Origin of the sequence: Rhizobium sp. SL86, assembly GCF_026672545.1 — a bacterium.
In the GTDB taxonomy this organism is placed as follows: Bacteria; Pseudomonadota; Alphaproteobacteria; order Rhizobiales; family Rhizobiaceae; genus Neorhizobium.
This window is the reverse complement of sequence record NZ_JAPPRJ010000008.1, coordinates 240,396-255,076: the sequence shown is the minus strand read 5'-3', so window position 1 is coordinate 255,076 and position 14,681 is coordinate 240,396. Positions and strand designations below refer to the sequence as shown.

Below are 14,681 nucleotides of genomic sequence, written 5' to 3'. Positions count from 1 at the left end.
GCTTGGCACATCCTGTTCTGCAGGACGTCGGCAAAGGTAGCTGTTGCGCGGCGCGCAAAGGCCCTGCACCCGCATCGGCCACCCAAGGAGAGCCACATGAACCTCAGAACTTTGCTGGGCGCCACCGCCCTTGCCACCCTGTCCCTGGCATCCGCTGCGCGGGCGGATATCGTCATCGGCCTGATCGCGCCAGTAACCGGCCCCGTTGCCGCCTATGGCAACCAGGTCAAGAACGGCGTTGAAACCGCGATCGACGTCATCAACAAGGCCGGCGGTATCAAGGGCGAAAAGATCACCCTGAAAATTGCCGATGATGCCGGTGAACCGAAACAGGGCGTGTCCGCCGCCAACCAGTTGATCGGTGACGGCATCCGCTTCGTCGTTGGCCCCGTCACGTCTGGCGTTGCCATGCCGGCCTCCGATGCACTGGCCGAAAACGGCGTGTTGATGGTGACCCCGACGGCAACCACGCCGGCACTGACCACCCGCGGCCTGCCGACCGTTCTGCGCACCTGCGGCCGTGATGACCAGCAGGCAGAAGTGGCCGCCGCCTATCTGCTGAAAACCGCCAAGGACAAGCGGATCGCCATCCTCAACGACAAAGGCGCCTATGGCAAAGGTCTCGCCGACGCCTTCAAGGCGGCGCTGAACAAAGGCGGCGTCAAAGAGGTCCTCAACGAGGCACTCACCCCCGGCGACAAGGATTTCAGCGCCCTGACCAGCCGCATCAAGGCGCAGAACATCGATGTGGTCTATTTTGGCGGCTATCATCCGGAAGCCGGCCTGCTCGTGCGCCAGTTTGCCGATCTCGGCATCAAGCCGCTGTTCATCGGCGGCGACGGTCTGTCCAACACCGAGCTTGCCAGCATTGGCGGTCCTGCCGCCGACGGCACGATCTTCACCACCGCCGCCGATGCCAGCAAGGGCCCGAATGCCAAGATCGCCGCAGACGCGCTTGCCGCCCGCAACATTCCGATGGAGGCCTTCACGCTGAATGCCTATGCGGCCGTGGAAGTCATCAAGGCCGGCATCGAACGGGCGGGCACTGACGAGGATGCGACCGCCGTGGCGACGGCGCTGAAATCCGGAGAGCCGGTCAAGACCGTCATCGGCGATCTGACCTATGGCGAAACCGGCGACCTCACCTCCCAGACCTTTGCCCTCTTCCAGTGGAAGGACGGCAAGATGGTTCCGGTGGAATAAGCACCGCCGAAAGATCGAAAGGCCGGGCAGAATGATCTGCCCGGCACGATGTTTTCTGCGCCGAAGAGGCGATGCGCTGGTCGCGGCGGGATTAGAAGAGAATGGTCCTTCCCTGATCCTTGGCCTGCGCCTTGGAATAATGAACGAGATGCGCCGTATGGCCGTCTCGGTTGACGAGGCGGATCTCCCCGCCCTTGTTCGACAACTGGATCGATTTCACCGGCAGCCGCACGGTCTGGGCAATACCGGGGGCAAGCGTCACATCCGACAGGCCGAAACGCAGTCCGGCTTTGTCCACCAGGAACCAGCCTTCGAGCGATTGCGCCCGGGCGCCTGTGTTCATCAGCGTCACCGTCTCATGGCCCTGATCGTCCCCGACCGGGTTGACCAGCGCGGCAATGATCCGGACCGGACTGTCGATGACGGGCGGCACCGGTGGCCGCGCCGGATCGGGCCGCTGCGGACCGGAGGGCGTTACACTTCCCGCGTCCGGTGCAGGACCGGTGCCAGCCGGTCCCATGAAGACCGGGTAGAATGTGCGGATATGCTGTTCGTTGGCGCTTCGAAACACTTTGAGATCGTAACGTGCACCATTGATGACAGCCTCCTTCGGCGCGCGGGCGCCAAGATGTGCACGCACCGAACCGATCGCCATCAGCCCCTCGACGCTGCAGCCCACGAAAAAGCCGCCCTTCGGTTTGGTCAGCGGGCGGATGATGGCCTGTGGATCACCTTCTTTCGTCCAGCGTTCGTAATCCGGCGCATTCCATCGATAGGAAATCGTCACCGATTCCGGAAAGGATGTCTGGCCGTCGTCGTAGAGCCCGCGAATGTAGACGATGCGGTCATCGGCAAAACCCGGGAACCGCTGGCGGTCGATTTCCGTCGCCATGCCGTCATCCAGGTAATATTTGTACCAGAAGTGGTAACCCTGAACCTTTGCCCCCTCCTGCTCGCCAACAAACACATGTTCGAAACCGGTCAGCGCGGGATCGCCCTTCTGCGAGAAGGAGCGAAACCAGTGCTCCAGCAGGACGCCATACCAGCGGTCACGCGAGATGATGCTGCCGCTTGCCTGTGCCACATATTCGCGGGCGATCTGCATCGGCGGCGTATCGAGGACCGCTTCCAGAAGATCGTGGATTTCCTGGCGTTCCTCCGGCGTTTCAATTTCGGGCGATTGCTCGTCCAGCGCATAATTGTCGAACAGCGCCAGCACCCGCTCATAGGTGAAACGTTTGGACGGCGGAATCTTGACCGCTTCGATCACCCGCGTATCGTCGCGGCTGCCGCTATTGTTGACGCGGACATAACCGCGCTCCTCATCGCCGGTCTGCCCGGGCAGAATGGGTTTCCACGCCATTGCCCGCCTGATCGGCATTCCAGATCTGCTGGTAAATATCCATGAACATTCCCCCTCTGGTTGCGAAAACGACGCTACGCCGACCAGATGACAAAAATTCGACAAACGGCGCGGGCGATCGGTGCTGATGGAAATTTGCCGGCACCCGCAAATCATACAGAGCGTGAGCCCGCCTTCTCGGCCCGGCATTGAGCTATGCCCTTCCGTGCCGCACCGCACACGGTTACTGTGCGGTCAGCATGAATCGGAGACCGACACGATGAGCGATCTTGAACGACGTATCGACCAGGGCACGGGCCGCGAACCGGCCGACATCGTTCTGAAGGGCGGACGCTTTTTCGACCTGACGACCGGCGAACTCGTCGCCTCCGACATTGCCATCTGCGGCCAGACGATCGTCGGCACCTGCGAGGGTTACCAGGGGCGCGAGGTCATCGACATCACCGGCAAGATCGTCGTGCCGGGTTTCATCGACACACATCTGCACATCGAATCCTCGCTGGTGACCCCGCACGAATTCGACCGCTGCGTGCTGCCCTATGGTGTGACGACCGCGATCTGCGATCCGCACGAGATCGCCAATGTCATCGGCACGGAAGGCATCCAGTTTTTCCTCGATTCGTCCGAGCAGACGATCATGGACATGCGTGTCCAGCTCTCCTCCTGTGTGCCGGCCACCCATCTGGAAACCTCCGGTGCCGACCTGCCGATCGAGCGGCTTCTGCCCTTCCGCGACCATCCGAAGGTGATCGGGCTTGCCGAATTCATGAATTTTCCGGGCGTCATCCACAAGGACCCGGTGGCGATTGCCAAGCTCGAGGCCTTCCAGGGCGGCCATATCGACGGCCACGCACCGCTGCTCTCCGGTCAGGCGCTGAACGGTTATCTCTCCGCCGGCATCCGCACGGAACACGAGGCAACGAGTGCCACCGAAGCGCTCGAAAAAATCCGCAAGGGCATGCATATCCTGGTGCGCGAAGGGTCCGTCTCCAAGGACCTGCACGCCCTGATGCCGATCATCACCGAGCGCCTGTCGCCCTATCTGGCGCTCTGTACCGATGACCGCAATCCGCTCGATATCGCCGAGGAAGGCCATCTGGATTTCATGATCCGCACGGCGATTGCCCATGGCGTCGAGCCGCTGGCAATCTACCGCGCCGCCTCGATTTCCGCCGCACGTGCCTTCGGGCTTCGCGACCGCGGTCTGGTGGCGCCCGGCTGGCGCGCCGATCTGGTGGTCATCGACAGCCTGGAAAACTGCAAGGCGGAGATGGTGTTTGCCGCAGGCCGGCGCGTGACACCGGAGCTCTTTGCCACTCGCGAGCCGGTCGAACCGGTCGGCCTCGATAGCGTCAAGGCGCGCCTCGTCAAGGCGGCGGATTTTGCCGTGCCGGTGAAAAGCGAGGAACTGCCGGTGATCGGCGTGCTGCCGGGCAAGATCATCACCGAACATCGCCGTTACCGCCTGCCGTCGGCCGGCAACCAGACGAGCGTCGATCTCGCCAACGACATCATCAAGGTCGCCGTCATCGAACGCCACGGCAAGAACGGCAACCATGCCAATGGTTTTGTCCAGGGTTTCGGCCTGAAGAAAGGGGCGATCGCCTCCACCGTCGGCCATGACAGCCACAATATCTGCGTCGTCGGCGTAAACGAGGATGACATGGCGCTTGCCGTCAATCGCCTGTCGGAGATCCGTGGCGGTTTCGTCGTGGTCGAGGACGGCAAGGTCACCGGCGAGATCGCCCTGCCGGTCGCGGGCCTGATGAGCCTTGAACCCTATGAGGTGGTACGCGACACGCTGACCAGCCTGCGGAAAGCGGCTTATGCGCTCGGAACTACGTTGGCGGAACCCTTCCTGCAGGTCGCGTTCCTGCCGCTGCCGGTCATTCCGCACCTGAAGATTTCCGACATGGGCATGGTGGACGTGGACCAGTTCCGGCTGCTCGACTGAGCCTAGTCAGCCCTCTGGCGTGCCCCGGGCCGCAGTGCCTGGGCAACCGCCTCCGCCGCAGAAGTGGCGGAGGTCTTAATGGCATTGGCGATCGATTCCACCCGCTTCACCTGCGACTGGAACTCGTCGAGCGCCCGCCCCTTCAGTGTCGTGCCGGCCGACATTTGCGCCTTGGTCGGATCGGCATAACGATCGCCGACCCGCAATTCGTAATAGAGGTGCGGCCCGGTCGAAAGGCCCGTCGAGCCGACATAGGCGATCACCTCTCCCTGCGACACATGCTGGCCAACGCTAAGACCCTTCGGCGTTCCGGCGATATGGGCATAGGTGGTGGTATAACCGCCATCGTGGCGGATGCGCACATATTTGCCGTAACCGGGTTCCGACGAAATCTTGATCACAACGCCATCGCCAGCCGCCAGAATCGGCGATCCCTGCGGCGCGCGGTAATCGACGCCATTGTGGAACTTGCGCACCTTCAAAATGGGATGCACACGCCAGCCGAAACCATCGCCCAGCTTGCCGGCCGGCACCGGCTTGTGCATCAATTGTTTGGACACGGACCGGCCCCGGTCATCAAAATATTCCACCTCTCCATCGTCCGAGGCGGCGTAACGGTAGAAGTGCCGGACATGTCCGCCCTCGTTCACCGCCACCGAGACGAGATCTTCGAGGCCATCCTCCGTCTTGCGGAACACGACATCGATGACGGGCTCCTTTTCCTCGCCCTCCCACTGGATGCCGTTCTTGCGGAGGAGATCGACGACCTGCACGCCGACCCGTGACGGAACATTCGAGTGCCGAAGGTGGCTGACCAGTTTGGGATAATCCTGTTGCGCCCGCGACAGCGCCTTCACATCCTGCGGCTTGGCCGTGCTTTTGGCTGAGCGTTTCGCGTCTTCCGCCGCGAGAGCTTCGGCCAGAAGACGATCATAAAGCCGGCGGTCGCTCACCGCCTGGAAATGGCCGTTGTCGCGCCGGGCAAGCAGGCGTTCCGTTCCGTTTCTGCTTTTGTGCCGGACAAAGATGATCTGCAGGCTATCCGACCCCTCCCGACCTTCGCGCACCAGAAGATCGAGTTCCTCGCCCGCCTTGACGCTGCCGGCACCCAGATCGGCCGCCAGTGCGGCAAATTCCTGCGCGGGAATATCGACGGCACCCTCGATGTTGATCAGAGGTTCGTCGTGGGCCGGCATGGACACGAGCCGTCGCACCGCACCGGCCGGCTTGACCGGCGCGACACTCACATTGATCGGTTCGCCCAGCACCGGGCCCAAACGTCGCTGTTTCGTCGCGACATCGGCTGGAGCATTCGCTGCGCTCCCGTCTCCGTGCGAGGCGCGCAGCACCAGGCCGAAGGGATCATCCTCGCTGCGGCCATCCTGATAGGCGGCAAGCAACGGAGAGGCCTTCTCGTCGGCAGCGCTGAGATCAAGCGAGACATTAAAATAGGAGGAATGGGCAAGCGAGCCGTCATCCATGCGCTCGATCAGATCGAGCTTGCGCGGTGCGCTGGAAATCTCCGGCATCCAGACACGCCCGGCCTTCGGTGTGGCCACAGGCTGACGCCGGCTTCGGGCAAGAACCACCGATTTCTGCGGTTTCGGCAGATGGCCAACCGAATGGGTGATCGTTTCGGTCAGAAGACAGGTCGAACCCGCCGCCAGCAGGAGAAGTGCCAGCGAAATGCGCCAATGCGCGCGGACGGAGTAAGCAATCACATGCTGGCGAGGATGAATGGCACCGAACCGGCAATCCGCGTCGTCCGATCCTGCGTGAAGTGCCGCTATCGCCATCCGCCGAAGCTCCGTTTGAAGTCCCGGCAGACGTTATCGTGTTACGTGGCGAAAATGTGTCAACCGCGCCGAAGCACCATGCCCGCATGATAGAGAATGTCATTACGGAACTCGCCATCGGCAGAAAAGCCGGTGTCGTCCTTGTAGTCGATCTGGTTGCCGCGGATCTCGTAACGGCCCTGATAGGCACGTTCCCGATGACCCCGGCCTTCGACATACCGGCCGTTCGGCAAGAGTTCGTGGCGAATGAAACCGTCGTCGGTTATCCACAGCCCGGTATAGGCATGGCTGGTCATGGATCTCTCCTGCATGGACATGATGGGAATGGATTGCATGATAATCGGCAGCAATCCGGGCGGAACCACCGGTCCCGCCCCTTTCAGGAAAGCTCAACCGTTCATATATCGACGGCGAAGCTCGGCGCGCTTGCGACGCTCGACGGACATGCGGTGCTGCGTCTTCGTCGTTTCGATCAAATGGACCACCCAGTTGAATGGGCTTTCGAGTAGCCGCTGGAAATGTTGCATCTCCGTCTCCTTTCTATGGAATGTGCGTTTTGCGTTGCAGGGGCAATATGCCAAGGCAAACCGCAGACGCGGTAGATCAGGACTCCGAGATGATTGCACAAAAATCCGGAGCTTGCGCAATTCCACTGGCATCATCGGGCCGCGGCTGATAATTGACACTGCACAAGGCCCGGTTTTCCAGGCCATTGGAAGGAATTGGAAAGGCAGGATGATGCAGCAATTGCAGGATCTTTCTCGCTTGATTGCACAACACACCGAGGTGGATGGAGTGGTGGAGACTGCCATTCCGCGCCTCAACCTGGTGCGCATGTCGAAACCGACCGAACCGATGCAGGGCGTGCAACAGCCGGCGCTCTGCCTGATCGCACAGGGATCGAAACAGGTCGTGCTGGCGGACGAGGTCTATGAATACGGGCCGGCGCGCCATCTGATCGCCTCCGCCGAGCTACCGGTCACCGGCCAGGTGCTTGAGGCAAGCCCGGGCGTCCCCTATCTCAGCCTGAAGCTCGATCTCGACATGAACGCGCTGGCAGCCCTGGTGATGGAGGTACCGATTGCCTCATCCTCCGCGTCGCCATCAAAAAGCTGCGGCAAGGCCATCTGCCTCAGCCGCACCGATCCGAAGCTGGTGGATGCCGCCCTGCGTCTCGTCAGCCTGCTCGATACGCCGGACGATATTCCCGTCATGGCGCCACTCATCGAACGCGAGATCCTCTACCGGCTGCTGCGCGGCGACCAGGCGGCAAAACTTCGGCGCATGCTGATGCCGGAAAGCCGGCTGTCGCAGGTCAACCGGGCGATCGCCTGGATCCGGCAGAACTATCACCGCCCGTTCAGCATCGATCAGGTGGCCCGCGAGGCGCGCATGAGCACGTCCTCGCTGCACGAACATTTCCGCGAAGTGACGGCGATGAGCCCGCTGCAATACCAGAAACAGCTGCGCCTGCAGGAGGCGCGCCGCCTCATTCTCGCCGAAGCGCTGGATGCAGCCAGTGCCGCCCACCGGGTTGGTTATGACAGCCCCTCGCAGTTCAGCCGCGAATATCGGCGCCTGTTCGGTGCACCACCGATCCAGGATGTGTCGCGGCTGAAGGCAGAGCCGGCCGCCTATGCGCCGGCCTCCGCCTGAACCGCACCGTCAGAGACGGGCACAGAACACGTCGAACGGCGCGAGGCGCACCACTTTGTCTTCCACCGGCGGATTGTAACCCGGCATGGGCAGCGGGTAACAATCGGCAAGCGACACCGGAAGCAGGTAATCCTGCGCCTCGCGGGTGAGGTTGAAGACAAAAAGCAGCCGTTCGCCACCCTTTTCGCGCACGAAGGCCAGAAGATCGGCCTGTGTGTCGAGGAAGGTCATGTCACCGTCCAGCAGCGCCCCATGCGCGCGGCGGAAGGCAAGAGTCTCGCGGTAATGCGCGAGGATCGAGGTTTCGATCCCATCCTGCGCGCTGACGGCAAGCGGCAGATGCTCGGGCGGCACCGGAAGCCAGGCTTTCGGTCCGGCACTGAACCCACCGAGCGGCTGATCCGCCTCCCAGACCATCGGGGTACGGCATCCGTCACGACCCTTGAAAGCCGGCCAGAAGCGGATTCCGTAGGGATCGCGCAGGTCCTCGAAAGAAAGTTCCGCCTCCGGCAGTCCAAGCTCTTCCCCCTGATAGAGGCAGATCGAACCACGCAGGGTAGACAGAACGCTGATGGCGATCTTGGCGATCGGCTCGCGCTCCTCCGGCGCCTGCATGAAGCGCGAGACATGCCGCACGACGTCATGGTTGGAAAAGGCCCAGCAGACCCAACCGTTCGTGACGATCTCCTGGCATTTCGACACCACGCCGCGGATATGATCGGCCGTGAAACGCGGGCTCAGGAGGTCGAAGGTGTAGCACATGTGCAGCTTATCATTGCCGCTGGTATAGATCGCAAGCGTCGTCAGCGAACGATCCGCATCGCCCACCTCGCCCACCGTCGTGCGGCAATCGTAGCGGTCGAGCAATGCGCGCAACCGCTTCAGGAAGTCGATGTTTTCCGGCTGGCTCTTGTCGTAGAGATGATGCTGCATCGAATAGGGATTGGTATCCGTCTCGAGCCCCGTCGAGTCGGGATCGTAGACCATCGGCGGATTGTTGCGCAGCTGTTTGTCGTGGAAATAATAGTTCACGGTGTCGAGGCGGAAACCATGCACGCCGCGGTCCAGCCAGAACTTCACCGTCGCCAGCACGGCATCCTGCACATCCGGATTGTGGAAGTTCAAGTCCGGCTGCGAAGAGAGGAAGTTGTGCATGTAATACTGCTTGCGCACGCCATCCCATTCCCAGGCCGGGCCGCCGAAGATCGACAGCCAGTTGTTGGGCGCCGTGCCATCCGGCTTCGGATCAGCCCAGATGTACCAGTCGGCGCGCGGATTGGTGCGGCTTGCCCGGCTTTCGACGAACCAGGGATGCTGGTCGGAGGTGTGCGAGATCACCTGGTCGATGATCACCTTGAGGCCCAGGCGCTCGCATTCGGCCATCATCGCATCGAAGTCGGCCAGCGTGCCGAACATCGGATCGACATTGCAATAGTCGGACACATCATAGCCCATGTCCGCCATCGGCGAGGTGAAGAAGGGCGACAGCCAGATGGCATCGACGCCGAGCGAGGCGATATGCGGCAGGCGGGCGGTGATGCCCTGAAGATCGCCGATGCCGTCCCCGGACGTGTCCTGGAAAGAGCGCGGATAGACCTGGTAGATCACCGCGCCGCGCCACCAGTTCGGATCGCCCTTGCGTACCGTTCCCGTTGCCATGCCGTCTTCGCTCCATCTGTGTTTCTGTCCAGACGACAACCTAGTGACCTTGCAGCAAAAGACAAATGAAGAAGAACCTGATCAGTCGATCGGCCGGGGGAATGACGTGAGTGCACGACCTCCGGCTTGCCTTGGACTGCGGTTCGGCCTATGCCGCTTGCGGGGCAGAAGGAGAGAGTAATATCCGATGACAAGACGCATTCTCTCGATCGGCGAGTGCATGGTGGAACTGTCGCAGGCGGGCAATGGCCTGCTGCGCAAGGGTTTTGCCGGAGATACGTTCAACACCGCCTGGTATTTACGCGCCAGCCTGCCGGATGACATTGCCGTCGACTACCTGACCTGCCTCGGCGACGACGCGCTCTCGGACGAGATGCTGGGTTTCATGCAAAAGGCCGGTATCGGCACCGAGCAGATCCGCCGCATGCCCGGCAAGACGCCCGGCCTCTACCTGATTTCCCTGAAGGACGGTGAGCGCACCTTCAGCTACTGGCGTGACACCTCGGCTGCCCGCGCGCTGGCCGACGATGCCGATCATCTGCGCCAGGCGATCGAGACGGCGGATGTCGTCTATTTCTCGGGCATCACGCTCGCGATCCTGACGCCAACGGCGCGCGAAACCCTTCTGTCGGAACTGCGCCGCGCCAAGGCCGCCGGCAAGACGGTCGCCTACGACCCCAATATCCGCCCGCGGCTTTGGGAAAACCGCGAGGTCATGCTGGACACGATCAGCGCCGGTGCCCGCGCCGCCAGCATCGTGCTGCCCAGCTTCGACGACGAAAACACCCATTTCGGCGATCAGAACGTGGCAGCCAGCATCGAGCGCTACCAGTCGCTCGGCGCACGCCAGGTGATCGTCAAGAGCGGTGCACAAGGCGCAACTGTCGGCGAGGACGGTCAGACCATCTTCGTGCCGGCCGCCCGGCCGGAAAGCCTGGTCGACACGACAAGCGCCGGCGACAGCTTTAACGGCGGCCTGATCGGCAAGCTGATGACCGGAAGCTCCCTGCCGGAAGCCGCCGCCCACGGCGCCGCCGTAGCCTCCGTCGTCATCGCCCATCACGGCGCGCTGATTGATTTTGCGCTGTTGCCAAGGTGACGATCGCTGATTGACAAGAGGCAGCCGCCAATCCGATCATCCATAGGATGCAATCGGAACAATTTGTGTGGCAACCTGGTATGACGGCTTGTGTGACTGTCTGGGCGATGCCGCAGCTTATGAACTGCTGGAATCGGGAAATTCCGAGCCCGTTCTGGCTTCGGCGCAGCTGAATGGATTGACGAAACCGCAGATCATCTGCCTGCGTGCCTACACGATCAGCCGGAAACGAGAGGGTTTGACGGTTTTCCAGCGTATCAACAAGCATTTGCGGTTTCGTGCCCGGGAAACCTCTGCGGTGGAACCGCTGGATGCACTGATCTTCACACTCATCGCGGCCCTAGACGAACTGCCCGTTTGGGCGGGTCCGGTGCATCGCAGAACAAACCTGCCAGCGGACATGTTGGAAGAGGTAAGGGCCGGCAGTTTCGCGGATGCCGGTTTCCTGAGTTGCACGACAAGGAGCGATTTGAATCTCTTCGGCGGCCGTGACTGGCTGACCTTGCGCAGCAAAACAGGTCGCCGGATCGGTCACTTCTCGGCCAATCCCGATGAAGACGAAGTGATTTTCCAACCGAATACGCGCTTCCGGGTGTCTCGTTTGGATGAGACCCAAGATGGTGTTATAGTGATCTTGAATGAGGTCTAGTGTGCGATGACGCATCAGCCGACAGACGAAGAGCTTCTGCAGGATGCGCGCATCCTTCTCGAGGCGAAGGGCAAGGCGGAGACCAAAGCCCTGCGCCAAGATGCGCCTCTGCGGTCGACAGGCAGTGTCATCGCCGATCTTAGATCCTTGCCGATGACCGATACAGCCGACGACATTCACGGCATCCTGCTGTCGCTTCATGCGATCTCAACCTACGCGGTGAAAGCCGCTGCCGAATACCCGATCTCCATGGCCTATGGCGCACGCATCCAAGGTCTCGCAATGGAAAGCCGTTCCGTGGTGGACGCCGTCCAGTCTGCCCTGCCTCTGCTGTTTCGGGCAACCGGCGGCCCCATCTATGACGTGGATACGGCAGAAGTCGAAGAGCTACGCAAGCTTGGCGGCTGGCTTGCGGGATTGGACGAAGATCCTGCGGAAGCCTATGCGCTTGCATGGTTCGCGCGTCTCACCGCAGTTTTGAACGAAAAACTCAAGGCGGTTCTGCGCTGGGCGAGTGAGCATGAACTTCGCCAGCCTGCACGTCTGGTCGATCCTTTGCTTGAAAGACTCCAATGGCTTGACTACGCCCTGAACGAAGCCCGGGCAGCGGATAAAATCTCGTCCGAACAGCAGAGGCTAATCAACGGATCGCGCAACCGCCCCTGACATCACCGTGTAACACGGATCGCCGATAAGGGCGGCGTTGCGGGGACGGCGGTTGAGTCGTTTCCGATACAAGCGAGGGTCGGGTGCATGACCAGAATCACCATCGTGAGCGATGCCTGGTATCCGCAGGTCAATGGCGTGGTTCGCTCCATCGAGAACACCAACCGCGAACTGACGCGGATGGGTGTCGAGGTGTCGATGATCACGCCGCAGAATTTCGCGAGCGTCCCCTGCCCCACCTACCCGGAAATCCGGCTTTCGGTTGCCAGTTATTCCGCTGTTGCAAAACTGCTGGAAAGCCAGGGGCCGACCTCGGTGCATATCGCAACCGAAGGACCGCTCGGGCTTCTCGCCCGCCGCTGGTGCCTGAAGAACGACCTGCCCTTCTCCACCAGCTATCACACGCGCTTTCCCGAATATGTGGCGGCGCGTTTTCCGGTGCCGATCCGCTGGATGCGCGCCTTCGTGCGCTGGTTCCACAATGCCGGCAATGGCTGCATGGTGGCAACCGCAAGCCTGGAACGCGAACTTTCCAAGCTCGGCCTGAAAAATCTCCTGCGCTGGAGCCGCGGCATCGACCAGACGTTGTTTCATCCGCGTCCGCTGGAAGAGGAACCGTTTGGCCTCAAGCGGCCGATCTTCATGACGGTCAGCCGCATTGCGGTGGAAAAGAACCTGCCGGCCTTTCTCGATCTCGACCTGCCGGGTTCGAAAGTCGTGGTCGGTGATGGTCCCGAACGGGAAGCCCTGCAGCGGCGTTATCCGGACGTCCTGTTTACCGGCATGAAGACCGGTGAGGATCTGGCACGCGCTTATGCCCAGGCCGATGTCTTTGTTTTCCCGTCAAAGACCGACACGTTCGGCAACACGATCCTCGAAGCACTGGCAAGTGGCGTGCCGGTGGCCGCTTTTCCCGTCACCGGGCCGGTCGATATCATCGAAGAGGGGTCCGGCGCTGGCGCGCTCAACGAAGACCTCCGCCAGGCTTGCCTCGACGCGCTCTCCTGCCCGCGCGAAAATGCCCGCCGCCTGGCGCGCAACTTCACCTGGGAAGCCGCGTCGAAACAGTTCCTCAACAATGTGCTGATCGCCCAGGGCAAAAAGGCCCTGCCCGGCCGCAAGCGCAATTTTCGCGCCGCACTACCGTCGTAAATCGAAGGGAGAGCATGCGCCCGGTGCGTTTTACCGTTTTTTGCGCTTGTTCTCGAACGGGTTTTCCGCCGCTCTCAGATGGATGCGAACAGGCACGCCCGGCATCTGGAAATCGGCGCGCAGGCCGTTGATCAGATAACGCAGATAGGATTCCGGCACGGCATCGGGGCGCGTGCAGGAAATCATGAAGGCCGGCGGGCGGGCTTTCACCTGCGTCATATATTTCAGCTTCAGGCGACGGCCGGAGACTGCCGGTGGCGGATGCTGCACCTGCACGCCGTCCAGCCAGCGATTGAGCTTGGCGGTCGAGATACGCTTGTTCCACACCATGTCGGTGTCGATGATGTTCTGCATCAGCTTGTCGAGCGCATAACCCGTCTGGCCGGAAATCGGCACGGCACGGATGCCGCGCGCCTGCGGCAGAAGCCGTTCGGTCTTTTCGCGCAGATCCGCCAACACCGCCTGCGGATCGTCCACCAGATCCCACTTGTTGAAGGCGAGAACGGCGGCGCGTCCCTCGCGCAGCACAAGATCAACGATCTGCAGGTCCTGCTTTTCGAAGGGAATGGTGGCGTCGAAGACGATGACGACGGTCTCGGCAAAACGGATGGCGCGCAGCGTATCGGCAACCGACAGCTTTTCGAGTTTTTCCTGCACGCGCGCCTTGCGGCGCATGCCGGCGGTGTCGAACATCTTGATGGTGCGCCCGCGCCAGTCCCATTCGACCGAAATGGAATCGCGGGTAATGCCGGCTTCCGGACCGGTCAGCAGCCGGTCCTCGCCGAGGAAACGGTTGATCAGCGTCGACTTGCCGGCATTCGGACGGCCGACGATCGCAACGCGCAGCGGCTTGGTGTCGTCATAGGCCGGCTCGGTTTCGTCGTCTTCGTCGTCCGAGAAGCGCACATCGATGTCGGTGATCGCCTCGTCGTCCTCGTCGTCGCCGAAGGCCTTTTCCGGGCCGATCGCCTCGACGATCGCATCGCGCAGGTCGATCATGCCTTGGCCGTGTTCGGCCGAAATCGGTACAGGCTCGCCGAGCCCCAGCGTATAGGCGTCATAAAAGCCACCATCGGAGCCGCGCGCTTCGGATTTGTTGGCCACCAGCACCACCGGCTTGCCGCGCCGGCGCAGCATTTCCGCCAGCGACTGGTCGACCGGCGTCAGACCCATCTTGGCGTCCACGACAAACAGCGACAGATCCGCCTCGTCGATGGCCTTTTCCGTCTGGGCGCGCATGCGGCCTTCGAGCGTCTCGGGCCCGGCCTCTTCGAGACCGGCGGTATCGATGATGCGGAAACGCAGATCCACAAGCTTCGCGTCACCTGGGCGACGGTCGCGCGTAACCCCCGGCGTGTCATCGACAAGCGCCAGCTTCTTGCCAACCAGACGGTTGAACAGCGTGGACTTGCCGACATTGGGGCGCCCGACAATGGCGACGGTGAAACTCATGGAGGGGTCCCTTTCTGGGCCTTCTTGTTCAA

Annotated in this window: 13 protein-coding genes; 7 read left to right on the top strand and 6 right to left on the bottom strand. The window is 61.8% G+C overall.

Annotation, left to right across the window (positions count from 1 at the left end; translation table 11 throughout):
- The first annotated feature begins 96 nt into the window (after nt 1-96).
- Nucleotides 97-1,203, top strand: coding sequence for an ABC transporter substrate-binding protein (locus OU993_RS22145; protein WP_268161075.1), 1,107 nt, complete (start codon nt 97-99; stop codon nt 1,201-1,203).
- Nucleotides 1,204-1,294: 91 nt separating this feature from the next.
- Here the strand turns inward: OU993_RS22145 and OU993_RS22140 are convergent, their stop codons facing one another.
- Complete coding sequence (locus OU993_RS22140) at nt 1,295-2,584, bottom strand: hypothetical protein (RefSeq protein WP_268161074.1); 1,290 nt, start codon at nt 2,582-2,584, stop codon at nt 1,295-1,297.
- Nucleotides 2,585-2,825: 241 nt separating this feature from the next.
- On the opposite strand from OU993_RS22140, the gene ade reads away from it, so the two are divergent.
- Complete coding sequence (gene ade, locus OU993_RS22135) at nt 2,826-4,520, top strand: adenine deaminase (protein WP_268161073.1); 1,695 nt, start codon at nt 2,826-2,828, stop codon at nt 4,518-4,520.
- A gap of 2 nt (nt 4,521-4,522) precedes the next feature.
- On the opposite strand, the gene OU993_RS22130 is transcribed toward ade, so the two are convergent.
- The 3 genes from OU993_RS22130 to OU993_RS22120 are packed head-to-tail and all read right to left on the bottom strand — an operon-like array spanning nt 4,523 to nt 6,843.
- Nucleotides 4,523-6,316 carry a M23 family metallopeptidase gene (locus OU993_RS22130; protein WP_268161072.1) on the bottom strand — a complete coding sequence of 598 codons (1,794 nt, stop codon included), beginning with the start codon at nt 6,314-6,316 and terminating at the stop codon, nt 4,523-4,525.
- A 59-nt stretch (nt 6,317-6,375) separates the two neighbouring features.
- On the bottom strand, nt 6,376-6,651 hold the full coding sequence (locus OU993_RS22125; RefSeq protein ID WP_268161071.1) for an Atu4866 domain-containing protein: 276 nt from the start codon (nt 6,649-6,651) through the stop codon (nt 6,376-6,378).
- A gap of 54 nt (nt 6,652-6,705) precedes the next feature.
- A complete protein-coding gene (locus OU993_RS22120; protein WP_268161070.1) occupies nt 6,706-6,843 on the bottom strand; it encodes a hypothetical protein in 138 nt (45 codons plus the stop codon).
- 238 nt (nt 6,844-7,081) lie between these two features.
- Here OU993_RS22120 and OU993_RS22115 point away from each other — a divergent pair, with 238 nt between their 5' ends.
- A complete protein-coding gene (locus OU993_RS22115) occupies nt 7,082-7,972 on the top strand; it encodes an AraC family transcriptional regulator (RefSeq protein WP_326493864.1) in 891 nt (296 codons plus the stop codon).
- A gap of 9 nt (nt 7,973-7,981) precedes the next feature.
- On the opposite strand, the gene bglA is transcribed toward OU993_RS22115, so the two are convergent.
- Nucleotides 7,982-9,631 (bottom strand): beta-galactosidase BglA, encoded by a 1,650-nt coding sequence (gene bglA / locus OU993_RS22110; protein WP_268161069.1) that lies wholly within the window; start codon nt 9,629-9,631, stop codon nt 7,982-7,984.
- A 187-nt stretch (nt 9,632-9,818) separates the two neighbouring features.
- On the opposite strand from bglA, the gene OU993_RS22105 reads away from it, so the two are divergent.
- The 4 genes from OU993_RS22105 (at nt 9,819) to OU993_RS22090 (ending at nt 13,197) form a co-directional block, all read left to right on the top strand.
- Nucleotides 9,819-10,730 (top strand): sugar kinase, encoded by a 912-nt coding sequence (locus OU993_RS22105; protein WP_268161068.1) that lies wholly within the window; start codon nt 9,819-9,821, stop codon nt 10,728-10,730.
- 67 nt (nt 10,731-10,797) lie between these two features.
- Nucleotides 10,798-11,379, top strand: coding sequence for an ADP-ribosyltransferase domain-containing protein (locus tag OU993_RS22100; protein ID WP_268161067.1), 582 nt, complete (start codon nt 10,798-10,800; stop codon nt 11,377-11,379).
- 153 nt (nt 11,380-11,532) lie between these two features.
- Nucleotides 11,533-12,045, top strand: coding sequence for a hypothetical protein (locus OU993_RS22095; RefSeq protein WP_268161066.1), 513 nt, complete (start codon nt 11,533-11,535; stop codon nt 12,043-12,045).
- Nucleotides 12,046-12,132: 87 nt separating this feature from the next.
- Entirely contained in the window at nt 12,133-13,197 is a 1,065-nt protein-coding gene (locus tag OU993_RS22090) for a glycosyltransferase family 4 protein (RefSeq protein ID WP_268161065.1), read from the top strand.
- A 30-nt stretch (nt 13,198-13,227) separates the two neighbouring features.
- On the opposite strand, the gene der is transcribed toward OU993_RS22090, so the two are convergent.
- On the bottom strand, nt 13,228-14,649 hold the full coding sequence (der, locus tag OU993_RS22085) for a ribosome biogenesis GTPase Der (protein WP_268161064.1): 1,422 nt from the start codon (nt 14,647-14,649) through the stop codon (nt 13,228-13,230).
- Nucleotides 14,650-14,681: the final 32 nt, after the last annotated feature.